Consider the following 24,384-nt stretch of genomic DNA (forward strand, 5'->3'; position numbering starts at 1 on the left):
TGCAAGACGCGCGCCGCGCGGGCGGCATCGCGAGCGCGTGAGCGGTCACCGCATTGGCCGGCCTGAAATTTCCGACACCCCGCGGTGACCCCGGGCAGCACTGAAATCGCCCTCGACGGGCCGGGAGCGGTTCCACAAATGTGGAACCGCTCCCGCCGCCCTCCCGCTAGATTACGGTGAAGTCGCTGGCGATGATCGGCGGGTGGTTGACCACGTTGGCGAACAGCACCGCCGCGCCTGCGCCGTTGCCGTCGGCATCGTAGAAGAGGTTGCCGGTCGTCGCATCGTAGATGATCCGATCGTCGGCGTCGTGCGCCGCGGCGCCAGCGAAGAATGCGTTGGCGTTGAGAGCGCCCATGCCGCCGATCGCGCTGAAGACGGCATCGTCCAGTGCGATCTTGTCGGTGCCGGAGAGGAAATCGCCGATCTGGTCGACATTGCCTCCGCCGAGAGCCGTTGTGAACGCGAAGGTATCTGCCCCGCCAAAGCCCTGGAGGAAGTCGGCTCCGCCGCCACCGTTCAGGATGTTGGCCCCGGCATTGCCATAGATGGTGTTGGCAAATTCGTTGCCTGTCAGATCGATCGCCGTCGTGCTTCCTTGAGAGGAGGTCGACAGAACTTCGATCTCCTGGCTGGCGGCGAGAGTGTAGCTCGCCTTGGCGTAAACGACATCGGTCCCGCCGCCCGCGCTTTCCGCGACATAGTCCTCGGCGCCGTCGACGACGTAGGTGTCGTTGCCGCCGAGGCCGATCAGGACGTCGGCCCCGCCATTGCCGTCGATGAAATTGGCCCCGGCACTACCGTAGATCGTCTGGCCGAATATGTTGCCGACCAGAGACTGCGCCGCGGTCGATCCCTGGCTGTAGGCCGTGATGAGCTCGATCTCGGCCTGAATGTTCAGCTCGTAATCACCCTGGACAAAGAGAATGTCGGTGCCCTCGCCAACGAAGTCGTAGATCACATCGCTGGCATCATCGACGACATAGGTGTCGTTGCCGCCAAAGCCGACCAGGAGATCGCCGCCCCCGGCACCATCGAGATAATTGAGGCCGGCATTGCCGTAGAGTTCGTTGACGAACCCGTTGCCAGTGAGGTTGATTGCGTTGGTCGCCGATTGCGAGATGGTCGAGAGTACTTCCACCTCCTGCCCGGCCCCCAGGGTGTAGCTGGACCTCGCCAGGACCACGTCGCGACCGCCGCCGCCGACGGCCTCCAAAACGATGTCGTCATTGCCATCGACGACAAAGGTATCGCTGCCGTTGAGCCCGATCAGCACATCAGCGCCGCCGCCGCCTTCGAGGAAATTCGCGCCGGCATTGCCGTAGATCGATTGATTGAGCGTATTTCCGACCAGGACCAGGGGCGTCGTGGCGGCCTGATCGGCGGCCGAGAGGATCTCGATCTCCGAGCCGCCCGCCAGCTCGTAGGACGATGTCGCGTAGACGATGTCCAGGCCACCGCCGGCAGCCTCGAGAGCGAGGTCGCCGGCATTGTCGACGAAGTAGCGGTCGTTGCCGCCGAAGCCGCGCATGACGTCGGCCCCGACACCACCGTCCAGCGTGTTAACGCCAGCATTTCCGTTGATCGTGTTCGCGAACTCATTGCCGGTCAAGTCGATCGCGGCCGTTCCGGCCTGGGGGTCGGCCGAAAGCTCTTCGATCGACGAGCCGGCTTCGAGCGCGAAGCTGACGCTCGCGTAGACCGTATCGTAGCCTTCGCCCGAATTCTCCAAGGCCCGATCGCCCAACGTGTCGACGTAGAACGCATCGTCGCCAAGCCCGCCGGTCAGGACATCGGAGCCCGCGCCGCCGTCGAGCCTGTCGTTGCCGCCCGCGCCGTTCAGATGGTCGACGCCGCCCGTGGTGGTGATCACGTCGTTATTGTCGCCGGCGTTGAGCGTGATCCCTTGATTGCCGGTCGCGTTCAAAGTGACGTTGAGCGTGGCGCCCTCGCCGAAGACCACCAGCCCCGAATGGTTATAGCTGAAGGTGCCGCTGTGGAGGACGGGAGTCAGGCGGATGTAATCGAAGTCATGCGCCGAGACCGAGCTGCCCGCATCCTGGAGCGTGACGAAGGTGTTCGGGCTGATCAGCAGGTAGCGCTGGCTGGTCGTGTCGATGACGATCTCCACGCCGGTCAAGGTTTGGGTTCCGCTGGTGGTCGCGACGGTCCACGTCCCCGCGGCGTAGCTGAAGCCGGTGATGGTCGAGACGAGCGCGATATCGATGCCCGCGCCTCCGTCGAGCAAATCGTCGCCCGTGCCGCCATCGAGGAAGTCCGCGCCCGCATTGCCGTGGAGCTGATCGTTCCCGGTGCCGCCGGTGAGGCTGTCGCCTTGTGCGCTGCCCCAGGCGCGGTCGTCGCCGCCCTGGCCGTCGAAGCTCAAGGGCCCGACAACGCCCCAATCGCCGACGAACGCCTCGTTCTCGTCGGTGCCGACGAAATTGTGGCTGCCATCGGTCGGGTAGATCTGGATCGGCCGCTCGGCGGCGTTGTTGGTGAACGTATTGCCGCTGACATAATCGTCGAGGTCGATCGAATCGGGGCCCGACGGGAACAGGTTCAGAACGCCCGCATAGAGCCCGTCAAACGTGTTGTCGGTGATGTCGACGTGCGAGGTCTCGCTGTTGACCCCGTTGCCGAGGCCTGTGGCGGGGCCGCCGTCGCCCTGGAAGAGGTTGTCGTGGATCGAGCCGGTGGAGCCCGGGCCGGAGACGTAGGCGCCGATGACGAAGCCGGTGATGAGGTTGTGGCCGACGTCGAGGCCGGTCGTGGTCTGGGTCAGGATCGCCGAATTGTTGCCGTCGCCATTGGTTCCCACGCCCGAGCCGTCGAGGATCGAGTTGACCAGGCTGAGGCCGTTGCCGGCCACGTAGACGCCCGCGGGCCAGATCGAGCCGGGAACGTCGGCATCGCCGGTGATCTTGACGCCGTCGATGGTCACGCCGTTGACGACGATGTTGACGCCCCCCGCGATGATCGTCTCCGCCCCGCGCGCGCCGTCGCCGGCCACGCCCGCATTGGCGCCCGAGATCGTCACGTCCTTGTTGACGAGGAGATCCTCGGCATAGGTGCCGGCCGTGACCAGGATCGTGTCGCCGTCCGAGGCCGCGTCGATCGCCGCCTGGATCGTGGTGAAGCCGCCCGAGCCCACGAGCAAAGTGTGGTTCGCGCCGCTCTGGACGATCTCGATCCCGGTGAGGGTGTCGACGCCGTCGCTCGAGGTGACGGTCCAGGTCGTGCCGTTCGCGACATAGGTCGCGCCGGCGCCGACGATCGCCGTGTCGATGCCCGAGCCGCCGTCGAGCTGGTCGTCGTCGCCGCCGCCCGTCAGAGTGTCGTCGCCGCCGCGGCCGAAGAGCAGATCGGCCCCGGCGCCGCCGTCGATCGAGTCGCTGTCGGTCGCGTTGGGGGCGGTCGGGCTGTTGTTGCCGTCGATATAGTCGGCCCCATCGGTGCCGGTGAACGTGTCGTTGCCCGATCCGCCGAGGATCACCGCGAAGTCGTTGGAATTGCCGGCCGGATTGAGCGTGTCGATGGCCGCGCCCGCGTCGAAGGTGACGTCGGTGGTGAGGTTGCGGAAGCTGAATTCGTCGCCGACGTTGAAGAAGTCGTTGTCGGTGACCGTCAGCCCGACCGAATCCACGCCGACCGCGATCGCGGTGCCGAGATTCTGGAAGTCGTTGCCGTCGACGGTCGCGGTCGAATTGCCGGACATGTCGAGGTTCATGCCGCTGCGGGTCCACTGGATGGTGTTGCCCGAGACGGTGAGATCCGTCCCGCCGCCGTCGGACCAGATGCCGCGGCCCCACGAAGCGGTGCCGAACAGGCCGTGCGACGTGCCCGAGATGAGGTTGTCGCTGATCTCGACCGATCCGCTCGCGTTCGGCGAGAGGTAGATGGCGCGGTCGTCGACTCCGCCGGCGCCGCCGGCGATGGTCGACCAGAAGACCGAGTCGGTGACGATGTGGCCGGCCGCGGTGGTGAAGGAGAGCGCCGCGTTGGACGGGCCGTGGCCGATCGTCCCGTCGTTGACGAAGCGAAGGCCATCGAGGGTCACGTTGTCGGTCGCGGTCACTCGGGCGTTGCCGATGATCGTCGTCTCGCCGGTGCCGCCGGCCGCGTCGCGGCCGCCGCCGGTCCCGCCGACGCCGGACTGGGCGCCGAGGATGGTCACGCCGACGTCGATCGTCAGATCCTCGTCATAGGTGCCCGCGGCGACGCTGATCGTATAATCGTCCGAAGCCGCGTCGATCGCCGCCTGGATGGTGGTGAACGTGCCGACGAACTGGCCGCCCGCGTCGAACAGCTGGATCGGGTCCGTCAGGTTGAGCGTAACGTTGCCGAAGCTGAGCAGCTCGACGCTGTTCAGCGCATCGGTGCCCTCGTCAACGCCGGTCGCGGCGTCGTCGGTGACCGAAACGAAGCTGAGGACTCGGCCATGAGCGTCGGTGGTCGTGACCACGGTGTAGTCGTCGCGGTCGTCGTCGTAGAAGGCGGTGTCGGTGCCGGTGCCGCCGTTCAGCGTGTCGTTGCCCGATCCGGCGAAGAAATCGTCGTTGCCGCCGAGACCGTTGAAGGTGGAGTCGGTGCCCGAGCCCGCATTCTCAGAGGCGAAGAAGCCGTTGCGGCCCTCCGTTCCGGTGATGACCTGGCCGGCCACGCCGCCCGGCGTGCCGTCGCCATAGGCGAAGACTGAGACCTGCCGGTTGGTGCCGCCGAAGCTGTTGTTCGTGCCGACATAGTCGCGCATGTCCTCGGTGTCGTCGAACGAGCCGTAGCCGATGTGCGAGCCGGTCGAATCGGTGAAGACGTTGTTGTCGATCGACGTTCCCGCCGCCCAATCGTCGCCGATGATCGCGTTGCCGTTGTCGTCGAACGTGTTGCCGGTGGCGGTGAACTGGGTCGACGGGTTGAAATAGGTGCCCTGGCCCCAATCCTGGATCAGGCTGTTGCTGATGACGAGGCCGGTCACTCCGCCCAGATAGGGCGTCGAGAGGCCCGGATCGTGGGTGCCGTCGCCGGTGACGACGAGGTTGGTCAGGGTGACGTTGTCGGTGTCGATATAGATCCCGGCCGGATTGCCGGCGAGCGTTCCGCCGCCGAGCACGGTGAAGCCGTCGAGAGTCGCTCCGTCGGCGTGCATGTAGACGCCGCCGTGGATGACTGCTTCGGCCCCGCGCGCTCCGGTTCCCGGAGTCCCTCCGTTCGGGCCGACGATGGTCACGTCCTTATCGACGGTGACCGTCTCGTTGTAGGTGCCCGCGGCGACGAGGATCGTGTCGCCGTTGACGGAAGCGTTGACCGCCGCCTGGATGGTGGCGAAGCCGCCCGAGCCGACGAGCAGGATCCGGCTGCCGCCGGGCCCTCCGCCGTCGACGGCTTCAACGCCGGTCAGGCTGTCGGTGCCTTCGGTCGCGGTGGTGACGGTCCAGCCCGCCTGATTGCCTGCGGTCTCCGGATCGGCGTCCGCCACCGCGGCGATGTCGGCGATGGTGATCGTGTCGGCGAAGAGCGCGGTATCGGTGCCGCTGCCGCCGACGACGATGTCGTTCCCGGCGCCGCCCTCGAGCGCGTCGTCGCCCGAGCCGGCGTCGATATAATCGTTGCCGCCCTCGCCGTGGAGAGTGCTGGCGCCGCCGACCGTGGTGTCGGCGATATAATCGTCATAGTCGGTGGCCGTGATCTCCTGGCCGGCCCCATAGCCGAAGATGCCGACCGGACGGCCGCCGCTGCTGTCGAAATCGTTGCCCGCCCCGAAGAACGCGCCGACATCCTCGACCGCGTCGAGCGCGCCGTAGCCGACATGGCCGAAGCTGCTGTTGGTGAAGTCGTTGCCGGAGATGACGGTGCCGTCCTCCCAATCGTCGCCGGTCAGGGCGACGCCGTTGCCGTCGAAGCTGTTGTCGGTGGCGGTGAACTGGGTGGTCGGGTTGAAATAGGTGCCGTTGGTCCAGTCGTCGATCCGGCTGTCGCTGAGCTCGAGGCCTGTGACCCCGCCATTATAGGGCGTGAGGATGCCGGTGCCGGCAGTGCCGTCGCCCTGGACGACGAGGTTGGTCAGAGTGACATTGTCGGCGTCGACGTAGATGCCGGCAGGGTTGCCGGCGAGCATCCCGCCCCCGAGCACCGTCAGGCCGTCGAGCGTCGCGCCGGCCGCGTTCATGTGGACGCCGCCGTCGATGATCGCCTCGGTGCCGCGAGCGCCGGTGCCCGGAGTCCCCGCATTCGGTCCCTCGATGGTGATGTCCTTGTTGACCGTGACCGTCTCATTGTAGGTCCCGGCCGCGACGTTCACCGAATAGCCGTTCTGCGAGGCGTTCACCGCCGCCTGGATGGTCGCGAAGGTTCCGACCAGATTGCCGCCGCCGTCGAACAATTGGACCGGCTGGGCGAGGTCGAGAGTCACCCCGTTGAACTGCAGCACCTCGATGCTGTCGAGCGTGTCGCTGCCCTCGTCGCCGTCGCCGGCATTGTTGTCGCTGACGGCGCTGAAGCCGATGACGTGGCCGTTGCCGTCGGTGACCGTGGTGATCGTGTAATCGCCGATTACCCCGGCGTAGACCGCGGTGTCGGTGCCGCCGTCGCCTTCCAGATCGTCGTCGCCTCCATTGCCCCGCAGCGTGTCGTTGCCGCCGAGCGCGGTGAAGTGATCGTCCCCGGCGCCGCCGGCGATGTAGTCGCTGCCGACCGTGCCGTCGACGTCGTGGGCGGTGGTCAGCGCCGCATTGGGCTCGAAATAGATGCCCACCGGAGCGTTGTCCGAGCCGTCGATATTGGTGACGTCGTTGTTCTGGATGAGGATTCCGTCGGGCGTGACATCGCCGGTGACGTCAATGCCCTCGTCGACATAGGAGATGTCGTTGCCGCTGATCTCGCCGCCGCTGTTGGGCGCGTTGTTGGGCGCGCCGTTCTGGAAGACCCAGATGCCGACCACGCGGGCGGCGGCGTTGGAAATGTTCGCGCCGACGATGGTGTTGCCGGTGACGTGGAGGTCCTCGTTGGCGAACAGGAGCATCGCGCCCGAATAGGCGTTGGCGGCGCCGGCATAGCCGATGCCGGTGATCGTGTTGCCGTCGATCGTGCCGGTCGAGTTGAGAACCTGAAGGCCGTTCTGGGCATTGGTGGTGATCGGGCCCGAGCCGGTGATCGTCACTCCGGTGACCAGCAGGTCGGCGCCGTTGAACACCGTCGCGTTCTTCTGGAAGTCGGTGATCGAGCCGCCGGTCATGGCGAAGGCCATCAGGCTGTTATTGTCGACGCCGACGCCGACTCCGCGCTGGACGCCGCTGATCTGGCCGCCGACCAGCTGGTCGCGGACATGGGCGACGTCGACCGCGGTCAGGCCGCCCGAGCTGTTGCGGTAGAACACGCCGTAGAAATTGGCCTGGCCCGCGCCGCCGCCCTCGTCGACCGTGTTGCCGGCGCCCGCGCCGTCGATGTCGATGTGGCTCAGGGTCACGTTGGTGCTGCCAATCACGGTGAAGACCGCGTGGATCTCGCGGTCGCTGATCGAGCGAACGGTCTCGTGAACGTCGGCCGGGGCCTGGATCGTCACCTGCGCGCCGGTCTCGGCAACGATGGTGAGGTTGTTTCGGCCGTTGACCACGACCTGCTCGACATAGGTGCCGGCCGCGACGAGGATCGTGTCGCCGTCGACGGAGGCGTCGACCGCCGCCTGGATGGTGGCGAAGCCCCCCGATCCGACCAGCAATGTGTGCGCGCCGCCGGTCTGGACGATCTCGATGCTGATGAGCGTGTCGGTGCCGTCGGTGGACGTCGCGGTCCAGCCGGTGCCGTTGGAAACGAAGGTCGCTCCGGCGGGGAGGACCGCGGTGTCGATGCCGGCGCCGCCGTCCATCGTATCGTCGCCCGTTCCGCCGGTGAGCGTGTCGTTGCCGCCGCGGCCGAACAGCAGGTCGTTGCCGCCGGCGCCGTTGAGCACGTCGGTATCGAGCGCGCCCGGGTTGGTCGGGCTGTTGTTGCCGTCGATGAGGTCGGCGCCCGAGGTGCCGGTGATGTGGTCGTTGCCGGACCCGCCGAGCACGACGACGAGGTCGTTGGGGCTGACGACCGGCGTAAGCAGGTCGACAGCGACCTCGGCGTCGAAGTTCACGTCGTCGGTGAGGTTGCGGAAGTTGAAGTCGTCGCCGACGTCGGTGAAGTCGTTGTTGGTCAGCGAGACGTTGTCGTCGCTGACTCCGACCGAGACCCCGGTCCCGACATGCTGGAACAGGTTGTTGTCCACGCTCGCGAAGGACGAGCCCGACATGTCGAGGTTGATGCCGCTGCGGGTCCATTCGATGGTGTTGCCGGTCACGGTGAGGGTCGCCCCGCCGCCGTCTGACCAGATGCCCCGGCCCCAGGACGCGGTGCCGAACAGGCCGTGCGACGTGCCGGAGATCAGGTTGGCGGTGATGTCGATCGAGCCGCTCGCGTTGGGCGAGACGAAGATCGCGCGGTCGTCGACGCCATTGGCGCCGCCGGCGATGGTCGACCAGAAGATCGAGTTGATCACCTGGTGCCCGGCGGCGGTCGTGAAGGAAAGCGGGGCGTTGGACGGGCCGTGGCCGATGCTTCCGTCGTTGACGAAGCGAAGGCCGTTCAGGGTCACGTTGTCGGTCGCGGTGACATGGGCGTTGCCGATGATCGTCGTCTCGCCGACTCCGTTCGCCGCGTCGCGGCTCAGGCTGGTGATCGAGGTGTTGCCGCGCGCGCCGAGGATTCGCACGCCGACGTCGATGTCGAGATTTTCGTGATAGACGCCCGCGGCGACCCGGATCGTGTAATTGTCCTGCGCCGAATCGATCGCCGCCTGGATCGTATCGAAGGTGCCGACCAGGGCGTTGTTGAAATCGAACAGCTGGACGTTCTTGCTCGTGTCGAGCGTGAGGTTCGAGAATTGCAGGACCTCGACGCTGTTCAGAGAGTCGAAGCCTTCGTTGCCGTTGCCGAACACGTTGTCGCCGACCTGGGTGAAGGCGATCACCCGGCCCGCCGAATTGGTGGTCACGGTGAACGAATAATCGCCGCGCGGCCCGTCATAGACCGCGGTGTCGGTGCCGGATCCGCCGTTCAGCTGGTCGTTGCCGGTGCCGCCGTGGAGCGAGTCGTTGCCGTTGTCGCCGTTCAGGATGTCGTTGCCGCTGCCGCCGTCGAGCGTGTCGTTGTCGTCGCCGCCGTTCACGACGTCGTTATTGGCGTCGCCCGCCAGAATGTCGTTGCCGGCATTGCCGTTGATCTGGTCGTCGCCCGCGCCGCCGCGCAGATTGTCGCCCTGGGCGCTGCCGTAGGCGCGGTCGTCGCCGCCCTGGCCGTCGAAGCTGAGCGGACCGGTCACGCCCCAATCGCCGTTGAAGGCTTCGTTATGGTCGGTGCCGATGAAATTGTGGCTGAGGTCGGTCGGGTAGATCTGGATCGGCCGCGCCAAGGCGTTGTTGGTGAACGTGTTGCCGATCACATAGGTGTCGAGGTCGATCGAGTCCGGGCCGTTGGGGAAGAGGTTGAGGACGCCGGAATAGAGGCCGTCGAACGTGTTCCCCGAGATGGCGACGGTGGAGGTCTCGCTGTTGACCCCGTTGCTCATGCCGGTGTGCGGGCCGCCGTCGCCCTGGAAGCGGTTGTCGTGGATCGATCCGGTCGAGCCGGCCGTGACATAGGCGCCGATCACATAGCCGTTGATCAGATTGTTGCCGACGTTGAGGCCGCTCACCGACTGGGTGATGATCGCCGAATTGTCGCCGCTGCCGTTGGTCGGGGTTCCGGCGCCGGCCATGACCGAATTGACCAGGCTGAAATTGTTGCCCGCGACGAAGATGCCCGAAGGCCAGGGCGCGCCGAGGCCGTCGATCGTTCCGGTGAGCTTCACGCCGTCGATGGTCACGCCGCTCGCGGTGATGTTGATGCCGCCCGTGATGACCGTTTCCGTGCCGCGCGCGCCGGTGCCCGGGATGCCGTGGTTCAAGCCTTCGATGGTGACGTCCTTGTCGACCGTCAGCGTCTCGTTCCACGTGCCCGAGGCGATCCGGATGACGTCGCCGTCGTTCGAGGCGTTGATCGCCGCCTGGATCGTCGCATAGCCGCCATTGCCGACCAGCCTGGTCACGCCCGATGCGACGTCGTCGACGATCTCGATCCGGTCGAGGGTGTCGGTGCCGCTGCCGTCGTTGACGGTCCAGCCGGTCCCCACCTGGTTGATCGACCCGACTCCGTCATAAGCGGCGGTGTCGATGCCGGTGCCGCCGTTCAGCGTGTCGTTGCCCGAGCCGCCGTAGAGATAGTCGTTGCCGCCGAGACCGTTGAAGGTGGAATCCGTGCCGGAGCCGGGGACGAACTCGCTGGCGAAGATGCCGTTCGCCTCGTTGGTGCCGGTGAGCACCTGGCCGCCGGCGTCGCCGTCGCCGTAGGCGAAGATCGAGACCGCGCGGTTCGAGCCGTTGAAGGTGTTCGCGCCGAAATAGACGCGCACGTCCTCGATGCTGTCGAACGAGCCGATGCCGACGTGGCTGCCGGCGCTGTTGGAGAAGATGTTGCCCGAGATCATCGAGCCGGTGCCGAAATCGTCGCCGAGAAGCGCGTTGCCGTTGCCGTCGAACGTGTTGCCGCTGGCGGTGAAGGTCGTCGTCGGGTTGAAATAGCCGCCGGTGCCCCACTGGGTCACCAGACTGTTGCTCAGGACGAGGCCGGTGGTCGTCGTCCCGTAGGTGGTCTGGATGCCGTAGCCGTTGTTCGGCCCGTCGAGGATGAGATTGGTCAGCGTGACCCCGTCATTGTTGACCCACACGCCGGTGATGTCCTGCCCGAACAGCGGAGCGCCGGTGATGGTCAGCCCATCGAGGGTCACGCCGTCGGCGGTGATCGAGAAGAGGCCGTTGACGACCGCTTCCGCGCCGCGCGCGCCGGTGCCCGCGATGCCCGCGTTCGGGCCCTCGATCGTGACGTCCTTGTCGACCGTCACGTTCTCGTTGAAGGTCCCCGCCGCGACCGAGATGCGATAGCCGTTGGACGAGGCGTTGACCGCCGCCTGGATGGTGCCGAACGTGCCGACGAGGTTGTTGCTGCCGTCGAACAGCTGGACCGGCTGGCCGAGGTCGATGGTCTGATCCGAGAAGGTCAGCTTCTCGATGCTGGTCAGGGTGTCGGCACCCTCGTCGCCATTGCCGGCGTTGGTGTCGGTGACCGAGCTGAAGCTCGTCGCCCGGCCGGTGGCCGGATCGGTCGTGTAGGTGAAGCTGTAGCCGGCGCGCGGGCCCGCATAATCCGCCGTGTCGTTGCCGGCGCCGCCGTTCAGAGCGTCGTTGCCCGTGCCGCCGCGAAGCACGTCTTCGCCGTTGCCGCCATTGAGCGTGTCGGTTCCGGCCAGGCCGATCAGGAGGTCGTTGCCGTCCCCGCCGCTGAGAGTGTCGTTGCCGGTTGCGCCGGTGATCGTCTCGTCCAGGGCGCCGATGCCGGTCAGAGTCAAATTGCCGATGAAGCCGTCGAAGTTGAAGGCCGTGAACCCACCCGTATAGCCGTTGCTGATCGCGAAGATGGTGACGAAGCCGTTGGTCGCGCCGCCGGCATCGCGATCGACCTGCACCAGCAGGTCGCTACCGGACTGGGTCAGGCGAAGATGGCCGCTGGCGAAGGCGTTGCTGTTCGCCGTGTAGCCGGTCAGCCCATTGTTCAGGTAGGTGGACATCTCGAACTTGTCGCCGGCATCGCCGCGATCGAAGTCGGTCACGCGGCTGGTGCGGGCGGTGGTCGTCACGTCGGACGTGGTCCCGCCGAGCTGGAGGATGTCCGCGCCGGCGCCCAGCGTGATCTGGTAGTTGTTGACGCTGGACGCGCCGCGCATGGAGATGCTGACGGTGTCGTTGCCGGATCCGGCGTTGATCGTCGCGCTGGCGACGCCGCTCAGGACGATTCGATCGTTGCCAGCGCCGCCGTCGACGGTCACGACATCGAGGTTGCGGTCGGTGGAGGTCGTGCCCAGCGCCATATAGGTGAGGCTGGCCCCGTTGCTCGCAGCCACCAGGCCGTCGAGGTTTACCGCCAGGCCCGCCGACAGCGTGCCGCCGCGCAGCTCGATGAAGTCGTCGCCGTCGCCCCCGTCCATGTTGATGTTCGTCGCCAGCGCCGCGGCGGCGCGCGTCACCTGGATGGTGTCGTTGCCGCCATAGCCGAAGATCGAGTCGGTCTGACCGGCGGGGCCCGTCGCCGCGGTGTCGGTGATCAGGTTGAAATCGTCATTGCCTCGCAGGGTGTCGCCGAAGTTCGAGCCGGCCAGATATTCGATGCCGGACAGCGTATCGATGCCTTCGCCGCCCGTGTTCTGGGCCACGCCATCGATCCGCAAATCGACGTTCACGCCGGCCGTCGAATTGACGTAGGTCGCCGTGTCGAGGCCCTCGCCGCCGATCAGGGTGTCGTTGCCGAGCCCGCCCGACAGCAGGTCGTTGCCGTACCAGCCATCGAGCACGTCGTCGCCGGCGAGGCCGGTGAGGCTGTCGAGCGAGCCGCCGCCCTTGACGACGTCGTTGACGTTGGTGCCGCGGAAGGTGACGAACTCGATGCTGGTCAGCGAACCGACATTGACCCCGTTGAAGGTGATCGCGCTGTTGCCGGCGAGGTTGCCGATGTCGAAGGCGACCCCGACGGTGCTCGCGCCGACGCCGGCGCGGGTATCGTAGACCATGATCGCGCGGTCGGCCCCATCGCCGCCGTCGTAGGTGTCGTCGCCGCCGTCGACTCCGGTGAAGAATTGTTGGATCGTATTCACGATGCCGCCGACCAGCACGTCGTCGCCATCGCCGCCGCGCAGGATGTCGTTGCCCTGGCCGCCGCCCAGGAAGTCGGCGCCCGCGCCGCCCTCGAGAGTGTCAGCGCTGCCGTCGTCCAGCGCGCCGGTCGTGCCGCCCAGCAGGACGTCGTTACCGGCGTTGCCGAAGATCACGTCCGCGCCGTTGTTGCCCTGGATGGTGTCCGCCGCGGAGCCGCCGGTGAGCCGGTTGGCCAGGGTGTTGCCGGTCAGCGTGTTGCCGAAGGCCGCCGCGCCGACCACGTTTTCGATGTTGGTAATCGTGTCGCTGCCGCCGAACGTCCCGGTAACCTGAGCCGTGACGGTGTTGAGGTTGACCGTTACCGTCGAGGTGGCGGCGGAATAGTCGACCGTGTCGCCCAAGCCGCCCGCGCCGTTATAGGTGTCGTTGCCGCCGCCTTCGAAGAAGGTGTTGTCGTTGACGTCGCCGGTGATGTTGTCGGCGCCGGAGCCGGTGCGGACATTCTCGAAATTGGTGATGGTGTCGCTGCCCCAGCCCGTATTCTGGGCCGTCAGAGTGGCCAGGTTGACCGTCGTCGCGGTCGAGCCGGTGAAGACCAGAGTGTCCACGCCCAGGCCGCCGTCGAGCGTGTCGTTGCCGAGCCCTCCCTCGATGGCATTGGCGTTGCCGTCACCGGTCAGGATGTCGGCGTTCGCGCTGCCGATCAGGTTCTCGATGCTGCGCAAGGTGGCGATCGTCCCGCCGGCGATGGAGGCGGCGCCGTCCAGCGCGCCGTTCAGCGTGGCCGTGACGCCGGAAGCGTTGCCCGCGAAGGACGCGGTGTCCGTCCCGAGCCCGCCGTCCAGCAGGTCCACGACCGCGCCCGCGTTCGCACCGGGATTGAGCGTGTCGTCGCCCGCGCCGCCCGAAAGGATATTCGCGTTGGCGTCGCCGGTGAGGCTGTCGTTGAAGCCGGAGCCCGCCAGATTCTCGAATCCGCTGAGCGTGTCCGAGCCCGCATTGACCGTGCTTTGCGCCGCGCCTTGGAGGGCGAGGCTTACCGTCACGCCGGCTGCGGCGCCGGCATAGGAGGCGGTGTCGCTGCCGAGGCCGCCGGCCAAAGTGTCGGCGCCAAGACCGCCTTCGATGACATTGTCGTTGCCGTCGCCGGTCAGGGTGTCGTTATACTGCGAACCGACCAGATTCTCGATGCCGGTCAGCGTGTCGTTGCCCGCACCGACCGTGTTCTGGGCCACGCCCTGAATGTTCAGATCGACGGTGACGCCGGTCGTGCCGGCGCCGCCGCCGTTATAGGCGGTCGCGAACGACGCGGTGTCGTTGCCGTTGCCGCCGGTCAGCGTGTCGTCGGCGACCGTTCCCTGAAGGTAGTCGTTCCCCTCGCCGCCATCGGCCACGAGGCTGCTGGTGTTGTTGACAGTGAAGGTGGTCGATCCGGCGGCGCCCTGAAGCGAGATGTTCAGCTGATAGGTCTGCCCGGCCAGCATCGGCTGGGCGACGCTGTTGCTGATGAACCGGCCGACGCGGATGTAATAGGTCCCCGCCGCGGCGAAGGTATAGGTGATGTAGGCGTCGTCGTTGACGGTGGTGCCGGGATCGCCCGGGCCGGTGTCGTTGGTGGCCAGCAAATTGCCCGCGCTGTCGACCAGCTCGATGATGCTGTCGGTGAGCGATCCGGCTCCGTCGATGTCGAAGATCGCCTGCGCGCCGGCCGCCGTCACGTCGATCCGGTAATATTCGAGCGAGCCGCCAGTCGCCGTGGCGTTGATCGTCGCGTGCGGAATCGTGGTGGCGTTCGCGATGTTCGGGTTGGCGTCGATATCGTAGGCGCCGGCCGTGTTCACCGCGTTGGCGATGCTGTTGTTGTTGGTGGCCGCCGGCTTGGTGATGTCCGGCTGCGAGGGCGGGGAGCCGGGGATGAAATTCGTGGTGACGGTGAAGCCGCCGCCGACCAGCCGGTCGTTCCCGTCGTTGCCCGAGAGCACGTCCGTGCCGCCCGAGCCGCCGGTCAGGATGTTGTCCAGGCTGTTGCCGGTGATCGTGTCGTTGCCGCTGGTGCCGCCGATATTCTCGATGCTGCGCAGCGTGTCGGTCTCGCCGTCGTGGTTTACGATGACGTCGGTATTCGTGTCGTTCAGAGTGACGTTCACGCCGGTGGCGCTGGTGAAGATCACGGTGTCGCTGCCGCCGACGCCGCCGTCGAGCACGTTGTTCGCGACGTTGCCGATGAAGATGTCGTTGCCCGCGCCGCCCGTGGCGTTCTCGATCAGGGAACGGGCGTCATTGTTGTAGAGCAGCGACATGGCGATGTTGCCGGGCGCCAGGTTGACGAGGTTCTGATAGGCCAAATTGTTGACCAGCTGATTCTGGTCGACCGTGGAGAACTCGCCCGGGCGAAGGTCGATGGTGACGCCGTTCGCGTAGTTGCTGGCGTCGATCGTGTCGTTGCCGCCGCCGTCCCAGATGGTGAGGAAGATCTTGTTGCCCGCCGGCGCGCCCTGGCCGACGCCGTTGACGAACATCTCGCCGGTCGTCTGGCTGAACGTGTAGACGGTGTCGCCCGAATTGGTGTTGAAATTGGCCCCATAAAGATACTGCAGCGCGGCGACGTCGTACTGCATGTACGTCTGCGGCTGGCTGATCTTCTCTCCGGCGAAATTGCTGTTGGTGAACGGCGCCGGCGTATAGGTCATCAGCGACCAGGCCTGGCCGTCGCGGTCCGGAGTCAGGGACTGGCTGCCGAAACGCGGCGAGGTCCCGAGGAAGCCGGACAGGTCGCTGTTCGTATAATCCTGGTGCCCGTGCTTGAGCCCCATGGTGTGGCCGATCTCGTGCATCATGGTGGCGAAGCCCCACGTGCCCCTGCCTGTGAGATCGTAATAAGGCTGGTTGTTGCGGCCGAACCAGATGTCGCCGGCCACTGCCTTGGTATCGGAGGCGAAGTTGCCGTAGGCGGACGGCACGTCGGCGTCGGCGGTCTGCGAGATGCGGATATTCGCGTGGACGGTGTCCGTGTCGGTGATTTCGGTGAACGTCAGCCCGGTCAGAGCGGAGAGCTGGGCGAAGGCGGCGCGCGCCGACGCCTGCTGCTGAGTGCCAAGGTCGATATGGTAGTTGCTGACGCCGTTGCTGTCGAAGGTCGGGCCGTTGTAGTTCGAGCCCGAGGTCGGGAAGCTGTAGGTGAGGTTGGTGGTGCCCCACCTGGATCCGATCAGGACCGCATCGACGTTGCGGATGCCGGTGAAGAAGTGGCTTCCGTCCGGGTTGGTGCCGAGCGTCAGGAGCTGGCCGGGACTTCCGGGCGTGTTGGCCGCGCGCGGGTCGAAGGTTCCGCCGCCGCCTTTCTGGTTGGCGGCCTCGTCATTGTCGTCCACGACCGCCAGTGTTTCGACCGATTCCCAGGTCCCGAGACCCGACAGGCTGCCGTCCACGCCGCCGGAAGACGTATCGTTACCGGCAGGCGCGTCATCGGCGGGAACGGCATCGTCGATCGTCGGCGCGACGATGCCGATCTCCGGACCGGGGTCGCTCACCGCGTCCGCGGGGGCGCCGATGCCGACCTCGAAGCCGGGCTCTCCCGCGTCGCCGGCGGGCGTGCCGGTGCCGGCCTCGAGCCGGTTGAACTGGTCGCCGACCGATGAATTGTCGTCGAGGGGCGTGTTGCTGCCGCGGTTGGAAGTGCTCATTGGTATCCCCTCTGGAATTTCATGATATGAAGTCGATGCGTGCCGGCCGTGAGCTGGAGATCGGACCGATCTCCGGCGCAGGCCTTGGTTGAAATCGCCGCTTCGGCATCTTCCCGGCCGCGGCCGAGGCAGACGCCCCCCGCCCGGTGACTCGATGGCGCGGTTCGTGTAGCAAAGGCTGTGTTCAAGCTCGCGAAGGGCGTGATGGCCTGGTTCTTGCTGCCCTCAATCGCGGCGCTCGTCGCCTGCAATCCTCCGCCTAAGGAAGCCACCATGCGCAACCCAAGCCCGGCCGAAAACGCTGCTTCGGATCCACGGGGAGATTCGCCGGCGGAGGCCGAGGGGCGCCGGACCTTGTCCACGGCCTTCGTCAGGGTCGGTCCCGATGGGCATCTGACGGTGGAGCTGCGCGACGGCCGGGCGATCGTTCTCCGCGACGTCGTCATGCGCCCCGGCGATTTTTGCGGGGTGCAGGTGCTCGGCGGCTCGGCCGGCAGGCGATATTGCGGTGGATATGGCGAGATCGCCGCGGCCCGGCCCGGCGGCGCGCCGGCTCCCGGTGCTCCCGATCCGGCGAGCCTCGACCCGGCCGAACCGGGGCGCGCCCCCGTGAAAGGCGAATAGCCGCCACGTATCGGTGAGGGGCTGCGGCCGATCTGCCGCGGCACCGCGAGATCAGGCCGGCGATTTTCGAGCTGGAGACATGGATGGTTTCGCGGCTTGATCGGCGAACCGGGCGCGAAGAACTGACGGGTCGACACGGCTTCACGCGCCCGCTTTTCAGGACACGAGAAAGATGTTTCGGCCCATTCACCGGGAATGGACCTCATCGGCCGTGATTTACGCAAATACTCGCCTCCCCATTACTCGGCACTTCTTCCCGCCCCTCCGGGAGGCACCGATCGAGACAAGCGAAAGGGATCGCCGCGCAGCGCGCCGACGAAACCATCATCTTGAACTCGACAGCCAAAATCAGGCGAACGGCGCCTCAACGGCCCACTCGTCAGCTCGCAAAACAGACGGTTAATTTAGCGTTGCGAATCAACGACTCTGACGCTGCGGCCAATACGGTAGAGAGTCAAGGCGAGAATGTAGAAATCTCACGGTATCAGGCCCGTAACGATATCGGCGGCCTTCCGCATATGCCTTCCCTGTCCAGCTTCGGGACAGGCCTAGCGGCGGCTTTCCGGACGATGGCACTTCTCGTGCCAGGTCCTGGTCATTTGGTGACGCGGGTTGAGCCGGGTGCGGGAGCGGCCTCGTCGGCCGGCCCGATCATCGGCGAAGCGCGGACCGCCGCGATTCCATCCCGCCCGTTGCCGCTAATCCTTTTCGGGCGGGGTCAGGTGGGCGCGGGACGGGCCTGCATCCTTGATCTGGGCCGCGAAGCGACTGACGACGCCCGGGTGAAGCGGCCGGTCGAACTGGACCCCGCCTTGCCCCGCCTCATGCCAGACGATGGTGCCGGGCCAGGGTTCGAGGCCCGGCAGCCCGAGGAGCACACGCGCTCCGACCTCGAACGGCCAGCGCGAGGTGAAGCCGCAGCCTTCAGCGGATATGTCGACGAGCTCGATGAATTCGGCGCCGCGCCTGAAATTGCGAAGCACGCCGCGAATCATCGAAGGAAAGCGCTCGGTGCGTCGGCGTTCGGCAGGTAGTAATTCGACCAACACTTGCTCGCCCACGCCAATGACTTTCGCTTTCTGCCGTGATCCATTACCCCCTCATACCGAAATATGACCTATGTTAGTAAACAATAGATTATAATCGATTTGGGGACGCGGGTTCAACTGGCGAAAGGCCTGGCCTGCTCAATCTCAGCAAGAGGAAGTCAGCGGCCCCGGAGCCGGGAGACGATGTGGCGGGCGGACGCCAGATCCTGGACGATGCTGCCCAGCGACTTGTAGATCGTGACGTCGCTCGCCGCTCGGCGCCCCTCGATCGTCCCGGCCATGACCGCTCCGATCTCTCCCAGAAGGTGATCCTCGCCGATCGCGCCCGAATCCAGAGCGTAGAGATATTCCGCGCCCTGCGCGCGGACGCCCTCCTCATGATCGGCGAAGAAGCGGGCCCTCGCGACCAGCGCCACGTCGATCTCGCTCGGCCCAGCGCGCGACGATCCGACCGCGTTGACATGGGCACCGTCGGGAACCCAATCCGACATCAGGATCGGGTCGCGCGCCGCGCTTACGGTGCAGATGATGTCCGCGGCCGCGACCGCCTCCTCGACGCTCGCGCAAGCCGTGCCGCCATGCGCCTCGGCGAAAGCCGCGGCCTTTTCGGGCGAGCGGCCCCAGACGGTCAGGCGCGCGATGTCGCGCACGCAGCGAATCGCCGCGACGTGGCGGCGCGCCTGCTCGCCATAGCCGAGGATCGCGAGCGAAGCCGCCTCCGGCCGCGCCAGCGCGTCGGTCGCCGCCGCCGAGGCCGCGGCGGTGCGGATCGCGGTGATCTCGCCGGCCTCGAGGATCGCCGAGGGCGCGCCGTCGGCCGCGTCGAACAGGACGACCACGCCCTGGTGCGAGGGGCCGCCACGATCGAAATTGTCCGGATAGACGCTGACCAGCTTGGCCCCGAAGACTCCGTCGTCGAGCATCGCGCCGAGCATCGATCCGAAGGCTCGGCCCTCCGGCAGATCGAGGATCGTTCGCAGCAGCTGGCGGGTGCGGCCGGCGGACAGGGCGATCATCGCCTCGCGCATCAGCGAGATGCACTCCTCGTAGGGAAGCAGCTTCGCCACCTCCTCGGCGGTGACGTAGAGCATCAGCCTTCGGCCTCGATCCGCGGCCGCCACCAGCGAATCAAAAGGCTCGCGCTGAGGATCATGACCACGCCGTAGATGTTCTGGGTCACCGCCAGCGGCAGGCTGCCGAGCACCGTCAACGTGAGGAAGATCGCCAGCGTCACGTTCTGCACGCCGGTCTCGATCGCCAGAGTCATCGCGTCGCGCGCGCCGACGCCGAGCAGCCGGCCGAGCAACAGGCCGAAGCCCATCGCGGAAAGGTTGAGGGCGACGATCGCCGGCGTCGCCAGCAGCAGATTGTCGAGCACCAGCCTGAGGCTGACGACCACCGAAAAGCCGATCACGACGACGAGAATGACGAAGGCCGTCGGTCGAAGCCACTTCGCCATCCGGGCGGCGAAATTTGGCGCGAAGTGCCGCACGATCATTCCGGCGACGATCGGCACCAATGTGATCTTCACCAGCTGGCCGATGGTTTTCGGCACCGAAAGGGTCGGCACAGTCCCCGTCTCCCCGCCGAGGAACCAGGGCACCGCCCAGCTCAGCACGATCGGGATGGTAAAGACGGTGACCAGGCTGGTCAGTGCGGTCAGCACGACCGCGAGGGCGGCGTTGCCGCGGCCGACGAAGGTCAGCGCGTTGGAGGTCGTCCCAGCCGGGCAGAGCGAGACGATGAACAGGCCGAGCGCCATCTGCGGCGGAAGCCGGAACAGCGTGCCGGCGACGAGGCCGAGCAAAGGCAGGACGAACAGGTGAGTCGCGAAGCCTGCGCCGACCAGCAAGGGCCTCCGCCCGACCAGTGCGAAATCGCGCAGGGTCAGAGTCAGGCCAAGGCTGAACATGATCAGCATCAGCCCGATCGGCACGACCGCGGTGTTCACGAACTGGACCCAGGAATCGCTCATGCGCCCCAGACCTCGCGCGCAAAAGTGACGAAGTTCATCCCCATGATCTTCTCGATCCGGCCCGTCGAATGGCCGCGCTGCTCGAGCAGGCCGATCAGGCGGCGGTACTGGCCCGGGCCGGACAGTTCCTCGCAGAAGGGCAAGGTGTCCGGATTCTCGCCCGCGGCGCCGATACCGGCGGAGCGCCGCGCGGCGACCTCGTTGCGCATGTTTATGCGGTAGGCGGCCATGTCGTCGATTCCGGTCGTCCCGCCGTCGGTGCCGATCCCGACATGGTCCTCGCCGCAGACATCGATCGCATGCTCGATATGCGCGACGACATCGGCGGCGGTGCACACGCTCTGAGCGTTGACGAAGGGCATGAAGTAGATTCCGACGAAGCCGCCGCGCCCGGCCACCGCCCTGAGCTCCTCGTCGGTCTTGTTGCGCGGAAGGTCGACCAGAGCGCGGCAGCCGGTGTGGTTGATCGAGATCGGCGCCTTCGAGGCCTCGGTCGCCTCGAGGCAGGTCCGCTGGCCGCTGTGGGAGAGATCGACCATCGCGCGCGCCGCGTTGATCCGCTCGACCACCTCGCGGCCGAACGGGGTGAGACCGCGATTTTCGGGCGCCATCGATCCGTCGCCGAGAGCATTGGCGGGATTATAGGTGAGCTGGAACACGCGCACCCCGAGATTGGCGAAGACCTCGACCCGGCTGGAGTCGGCGCCCATCATCGCCGCGTTCTGGAAGCCGTAAATGACTCCGATTTTGCTCTCGCGCTTGGCCCGCAGGATGTCCGCCGCGTAGAGCACCTTGAGCAGGTCGTCCGGCCGGCTTCGAAGCCGCGCGTCCCAGCGCGCGATCTCGCGCACACTCTGCTCGAACGGCTCCTCGTTGCCCGCGACATAGCCGAGCGTGACGTTGACCGCGGTGAGCCCCGAGGCGCGCGCGTCGCGGACGATCCTGTCCGAGGTCGCGCGCGGATCGCCGCTCTCTTCCATGTTCGGGTCGTCGAGGCCGCCCAGCGCATTGACGATGATCGGGTCCCGCACCGCCGGCTGGGCCAGCGCCGCTCCGGGCGCCAGCGCGCCGGCGCCGGCGAGGGCAAGGAAGCTGCGGCGGTCGAGCTCAGTCGTCATCGGCGCCTGCTTCCTGTGCGCTGATCGGGCGATAATCGCTCCGTTCGAACCGCCGCCCCCGCTTCACCGTGAACAGGACGGAGCGCAGGTTGGCGATGTCGCCGGCGGGATCGCGCTCGAGCACGACCATGTCGGCAAGACGGCCGGGGGCGATGACGCCCATCGCCTCGCCCTGGCCCATGGCCATCGCTCCGACCTGAGTCGCGGCGCTGATCGCCTCGATCGGGGTGAAGCCGGCCCGCTGGACGAGCAGCTCCATCTCCTCGAACAGGGCGGGATAGGCCGCTGCGTAGGGCGTGTCGCCGTCGGTTCCCGCCGAGACGTGGACGCCTGCGCGCCGGGCCTCGGCGGTCAGGCGCGCGGCGAGATCGAGGCTGCAATTGGCGGGCCGCTGGGGAGTCGCCCGGCGCTCGCCCTCGCGATAGACGCGCAAGGTGGCGTCGAGCAGGATTCCCCGCTCCCGCATCGTCCGGAACAGCCCCTCCATCGCCGGATTGTCGCCCTGCGCGAATTGCGCCGGATCGACCGGGACTCGCTCGCGATAGGTTTGCGGCGGATGGGCCGAGACCTGATAGGCGAGGTAGCAGCTATGGCTGACGACGTCCGGACCGGCGGCCAGCACCTGATCGGGCGGAGTCGGGAAGACCATTGCGTGCGCCCAGACTTGCAAACCCTGCCTGTGGGCCTCGGCGGCGATGGCGCGAACCAGTACCGGCGGCAGATCTGCATAGATCTTGATCGCCGCCGCGCCGGTGCCGCGCGCCCGGGCGATCAGCAGCGGAAGGTTGCTCTCGGCATCGACCGCCTGCGCCCAGGGCGCCTCCCCGGGCGTGTAGCCGAAGCTCACGGCCTGCGTCCGGGGATCGGAGAAGAAGGAGCGGCCGGCGACGAGCGCGGCGTAGAAAAGGTCGGGGCCGGCGATCTCGCCGGCGCGGGCGGCCCGGTCCAGCTCCGCCACCGAGCGCAGATCGTCGGCCATGATCCGGGTCGCGGTGATTCCGCTGTAGAGGTCGCGCCGCATCAGCGCCTCGGCGCGGGCCCGGTTGGGCGGCGTGGCGATATGCTGGTGGCTGTCGATCAGCCCGGGGATGAGGTAGCGGCCGGACAGGTCGATGATCTCGGCGTCCTCGGTCATCCGCCGGGTGAGGCGCGCGGCGGGCAGGACCGCCTCGATCCGCTCTCCATTGGCGATCACAGCCATCGCCTGCCGGGGCGCGCTGCCGGTGCCGTCGATCAGCGTCGCGCCGCGATAGACGACGCGCTGGCCCGTCTGCGCCGGCGCGTAAGGCGGATCGGCGGCGCGCGCGGCGGCCGACCCGAAAAGAAGCAACGCGACCAGAAACCCCCGAACCATTTCCAAGGCCTAGCATCGCTCCGCCTTCCCGCCTAGGCATCCAGGCCATGCCGGACCTGCCCGACGCGATCCCCGCCGCGACCCTGGTGCTGATGCGCCCGAATGGCGATGGGCCGCCCGAGCTGCTGGTGACCGAGCGGACCGGGACGATGGCCTTCGCCGCGGGGGCGCTGGTCTTCCCCGGCGGGCGGATCGACGCCGACGATCATCTGACCGCCGGGCTGCTCGGGACGGACTCCGCCAGGATCGCGGCGATCCGCGAGACGATCGAGGAGACCGGCCTCGCGCCGGGCCTCTCGCCTTCGCCGGACCCGGCGACGGTCGATGCGCTTCGCGGCGGACTCGCGGATGAGGAGCCGTTCGCCTCGCTGCTCGAATCGCATGGCCTGACGATCGAGGCGGCCGCGCTCACGCCGTTCGCGCGCTGGTGCCCCAATTTCCGCGAGACCCGCCGCTTCGACACGCTCTTCTTCCTCGCCGAGGCGCCGGCCGATACGCCCGAGCCGAGGATCAGCGAGCATGAGGCGGTCCGCGCCTTCTGGGCCGGCGCGGCGGAGATCCTGGCCGAGGTCGATGCCGGCCGCGCGCACGTCATCTTCCCGACCCGGCGCAACCTCGAGCGGCTGGCGCGCTTCGGCTCGATCGCCGAGGCGCTGGAGGATGCGGCGCGCCATCCGGTGACCCGGATCACGCCCTGGGTCGAGGAGCGGCACGGCGCCCCGCACGTCTGCATCCCGGAGGGGATCGGTTATCCGGTCACCTCCGAGCCGCTCGAAACGGCGCGGCGGCGATGAGCCTCGCCGATCCGCTGACGGAGGCCGAGATCGCCGCGGCGCGGGCGCGGATCCAGGGCTTCGCGATGCGCACGCCGCTGGCGCCGATGCGCGACGGACGGACCTTCCTGAAGCTCGAATGCCTGCAGCCCTACGGTTCCTACAAGATCCGCGGCGCGACAAACGCGCTGAAGGCTCGGCTGGAGCGGGGCGCGCTCGCGGCCATCGTCAGCGCCAGCGCCGGCAATTTCGGCCAGGCGATCGCCGCCGCGGCGGCGCGGCACCACCTGCCGGTCACCATCCACGTCCCCGACGGCGCGGCGCGGGTAAAGGTGGAGAGCCTCAGGCGGCTCGGCGCCACCGTCCACGAACACGATTTCGCCTTATGGTGGCGGATCATGGAGACCCGCGAGACCGGTGGCGCGGGGACCTTCTTCCACCCTGTCGCCGAGCGCGAGGTGATCGCCGGCGCCGCCACGATCGGCGCGGAGATCGCCGAGGACCTGCCCGACGTCGAGGCGGTGCTGATCCCGATCGGCGGCGGCGGGCTCGCCAGCGGAATCGCCCAGGCGGTGCGCCTCAAGCGGCCGGGCTGCCGCATCATTGCCGTCGAAACCGAAACCGCGTTGCCACTGAAGGCGGCATTGGACGCGGGAGAGCCGGTGACGGTTCCCCGAACGCCAAGCTTCGTCGACGGCATGGGCAGCACCCGCGTGCTCGACGAGATGTGGTCCTTGCTGAAGCGCCTGGTCGACGAGGTGATCGTCGTCAGCCTCGCCGAGGTCGAAGAGGTGATCCGACGCCTCGCCGCCGAGCATCACGTCATCGCCGAAGGCGCCGGCGCGGCGGCGGTGGCTGCGGCGGAGAAAGCGGGGATCGACCGGTCGGTGGCGATCGTCTCGGGCGGCAATATCGACCGCGCCGAGCTCGCCAGGATATTGGCCGGCTGGTGACCCCAACGGGACTCGAACCCGTGTTTTCGCCGTGAAAGGGCGACGTCCTAGGCCACTAGACGATGGGGCCGTGTAGCGAGGCCGCGCCTTAAGG

9 protein-coding genes and 1 tRNA gene are annotated in these 24,384 nt (G+C 67.3%); 3 read left to right on the forward strand and 7 right to left on the reverse strand.

Annotation, left to right across the window (positions count from 1 at the left end; all coding sequences use genetic code 11):
* Positions 1 to 166: 166 nt before the first annotated feature.
* A complete protein-coding gene (locus tag E6G92_10210; protein ID TMJ20104.1) occupies positions 167 to 16,444 on the reverse strand; it encodes a hypothetical protein in 16,278 nt (5,425 codons plus the stop codon).
* A 354-nt stretch (positions 16,445 to 16,798) separates the two neighbouring features.
* Between E6G92_10210 and E6G92_10215 the strand changes: the two genes are divergently transcribed.
* Complete coding sequence (locus E6G92_10215) at positions 16,799 to 17,068, forward strand: hypothetical protein (GenBank protein ID TMJ20105.1); 270 nt, start codon at positions 16,799 to 16,801, stop codon at positions 17,066 to 17,068.
* A gap of 698 nt (positions 17,069 to 17,766) precedes the next feature.
* On the opposite strand, the gene E6G92_10220 is transcribed toward E6G92_10215, so the two are convergent.
* The 5 genes from E6G92_10220 to E6G92_10240 form a co-directional block, all read right to left on the reverse strand.
* Complete coding sequence (locus E6G92_10220) at positions 17,767 to 18,063, reverse strand: PilZ domain-containing protein (GenBank protein TMJ20106.1); 297 nt, start codon at positions 18,061 to 18,063, stop codon at positions 17,767 to 17,769.
* A gap of 212 nt (positions 18,064 to 18,275) precedes the next feature.
* Complete coding sequence (locus tag E6G92_10225) at positions 18,276 to 19,208, reverse strand: ornithine cyclodeaminase family protein (protein ID TMJ20790.1); 933 nt, start codon at positions 19,206 to 19,208, stop codon at positions 18,276 to 18,278.
* A complete protein-coding gene (locus E6G92_10230) occupies positions 19,208 to 20,092 on the reverse strand; it encodes a bile acid:sodium symporter family protein (GenBank protein TMJ20107.1) in 885 nt (294 codons plus the stop codon). The genes E6G92_10225 and E6G92_10230 overlap by 1 nt, the downstream gene beginning before the upstream one ends.
* Positions 20,089 to 21,210 (reverse strand): peptidase M19, encoded by a 1,122-nt coding sequence (locus E6G92_10235; protein ID TMJ20108.1) that lies wholly within the window; start codon positions 21,208 to 21,210, stop codon positions 20,089 to 20,091. The genes E6G92_10230 and E6G92_10235 overlap by 4 nt, the downstream gene beginning before the upstream one ends.
* Positions 21,200 to 22,564 (reverse strand): hydrolase, encoded by a 1,365-nt coding sequence (locus E6G92_10240; GenBank protein ID TMJ20109.1) that lies wholly within the window; start codon positions 22,562 to 22,564, stop codon positions 21,200 to 21,202. Before E6G92_10240 ends, E6G92_10235 begins: the two co-directional genes overlap by 11 nt.
* Before the next feature lie 47 nt (positions 22,565 to 22,611).
* Here E6G92_10240 and E6G92_10245 point away from each other — a divergent pair, with 47 nt between their 5' ends.
* Positions 22,612 to 23,358 (forward strand): NUDIX domain-containing protein, encoded by a 747-nt coding sequence (locus E6G92_10245; GenBank protein TMJ20110.1) that lies wholly within the window; start codon positions 22,612 to 22,614, stop codon positions 23,356 to 23,358.
* Positions 23,355 to 24,290 (forward strand): pyridoxal-phosphate dependent enzyme, encoded by a 936-nt coding sequence (locus E6G92_10250; protein ID TMJ20111.1) that lies wholly within the window; start codon positions 23,355 to 23,357, stop codon positions 24,288 to 24,290. The genes E6G92_10245 and E6G92_10250 overlap by 4 nt, the downstream gene beginning before the upstream one ends.
* On the opposite strand, the gene E6G92_10255 is transcribed toward E6G92_10250, so the two are convergent.
* Positions 24,285 to 24,360, reverse strand: a tRNA-Glu gene (locus tag E6G92_10255). The genes E6G92_10250 and E6G92_10255 overlap by 6 nt on opposite strands.
* Between the last annotated feature and the right edge of the window lie 24 nt (positions 24,361 to 24,384).

The organism is Alphaproteobacteria bacterium (assembly GCA_005883305.1).
Taxonomy (GTDB): domain Bacteria; phylum Pseudomonadota; class Alphaproteobacteria; order Sphingomonadales; family Sphingomonadaceae; genus Allosphingosinicella.

What these genes read in the sequence shown, in the direction of transcription:
- E6G92_10225 (TMJ20790.1), bottom strand. Translation starts at nt 19,208, where the DNA reads ATGCTCTACGTCACCGCCGAGGAGGTGGCGAAGCTGCTTCCCTACGAG.
- E6G92_10230 (TMJ20107.1), bottom strand. Translation starts at nt 20,092, where the DNA reads ATGAGCGATTCCTGGGTCCAGTTCGTGAACACCGCGGTCGTGCCGATC.
- E6G92_10210 (TMJ20104.1), bottom strand. Translation starts at nt 16,444, where the DNA reads ATGAGCACTTCCAACCGCGGCAGCAACACGCCCCTCGACGACAATTCA.
- E6G92_10240 (TMJ20109.1), bottom strand. Translation starts at nt 22,564, where the DNA reads ATGGTTCGGGGGTTTCTGGTCGCGTTGCTTCTTTTCGGGTCGGCCGCC.
- E6G92_10245 (TMJ20110.1), top strand. Translation starts at nt 22,612, where the DNA reads ATGCCGGACCTGCCCGACGCGATCCCCGCCGCGACCCTGGTGCTGATG.
- E6G92_10250 (TMJ20111.1), top strand. Translation starts at nt 23,355, where the DNA reads ATGAGCCTCGCCGATCCGCTGACGGAGGCCGAGATCGCCGCGGCGCGG.
- E6G92_10220 (TMJ20106.1), bottom strand. Translation starts at nt 18,063, where the DNA reads ATGATTCGCGGCGTGCTTCGCAATTTCAGGCGCGGCGCCGAATTCATC.
- E6G92_10235 (TMJ20108.1), bottom strand. Translation starts at nt 21,210, where the DNA reads ATGACGACTGAGCTCGACCGCCGCAGCTTCCTTGCCCTCGCCGGCGCC.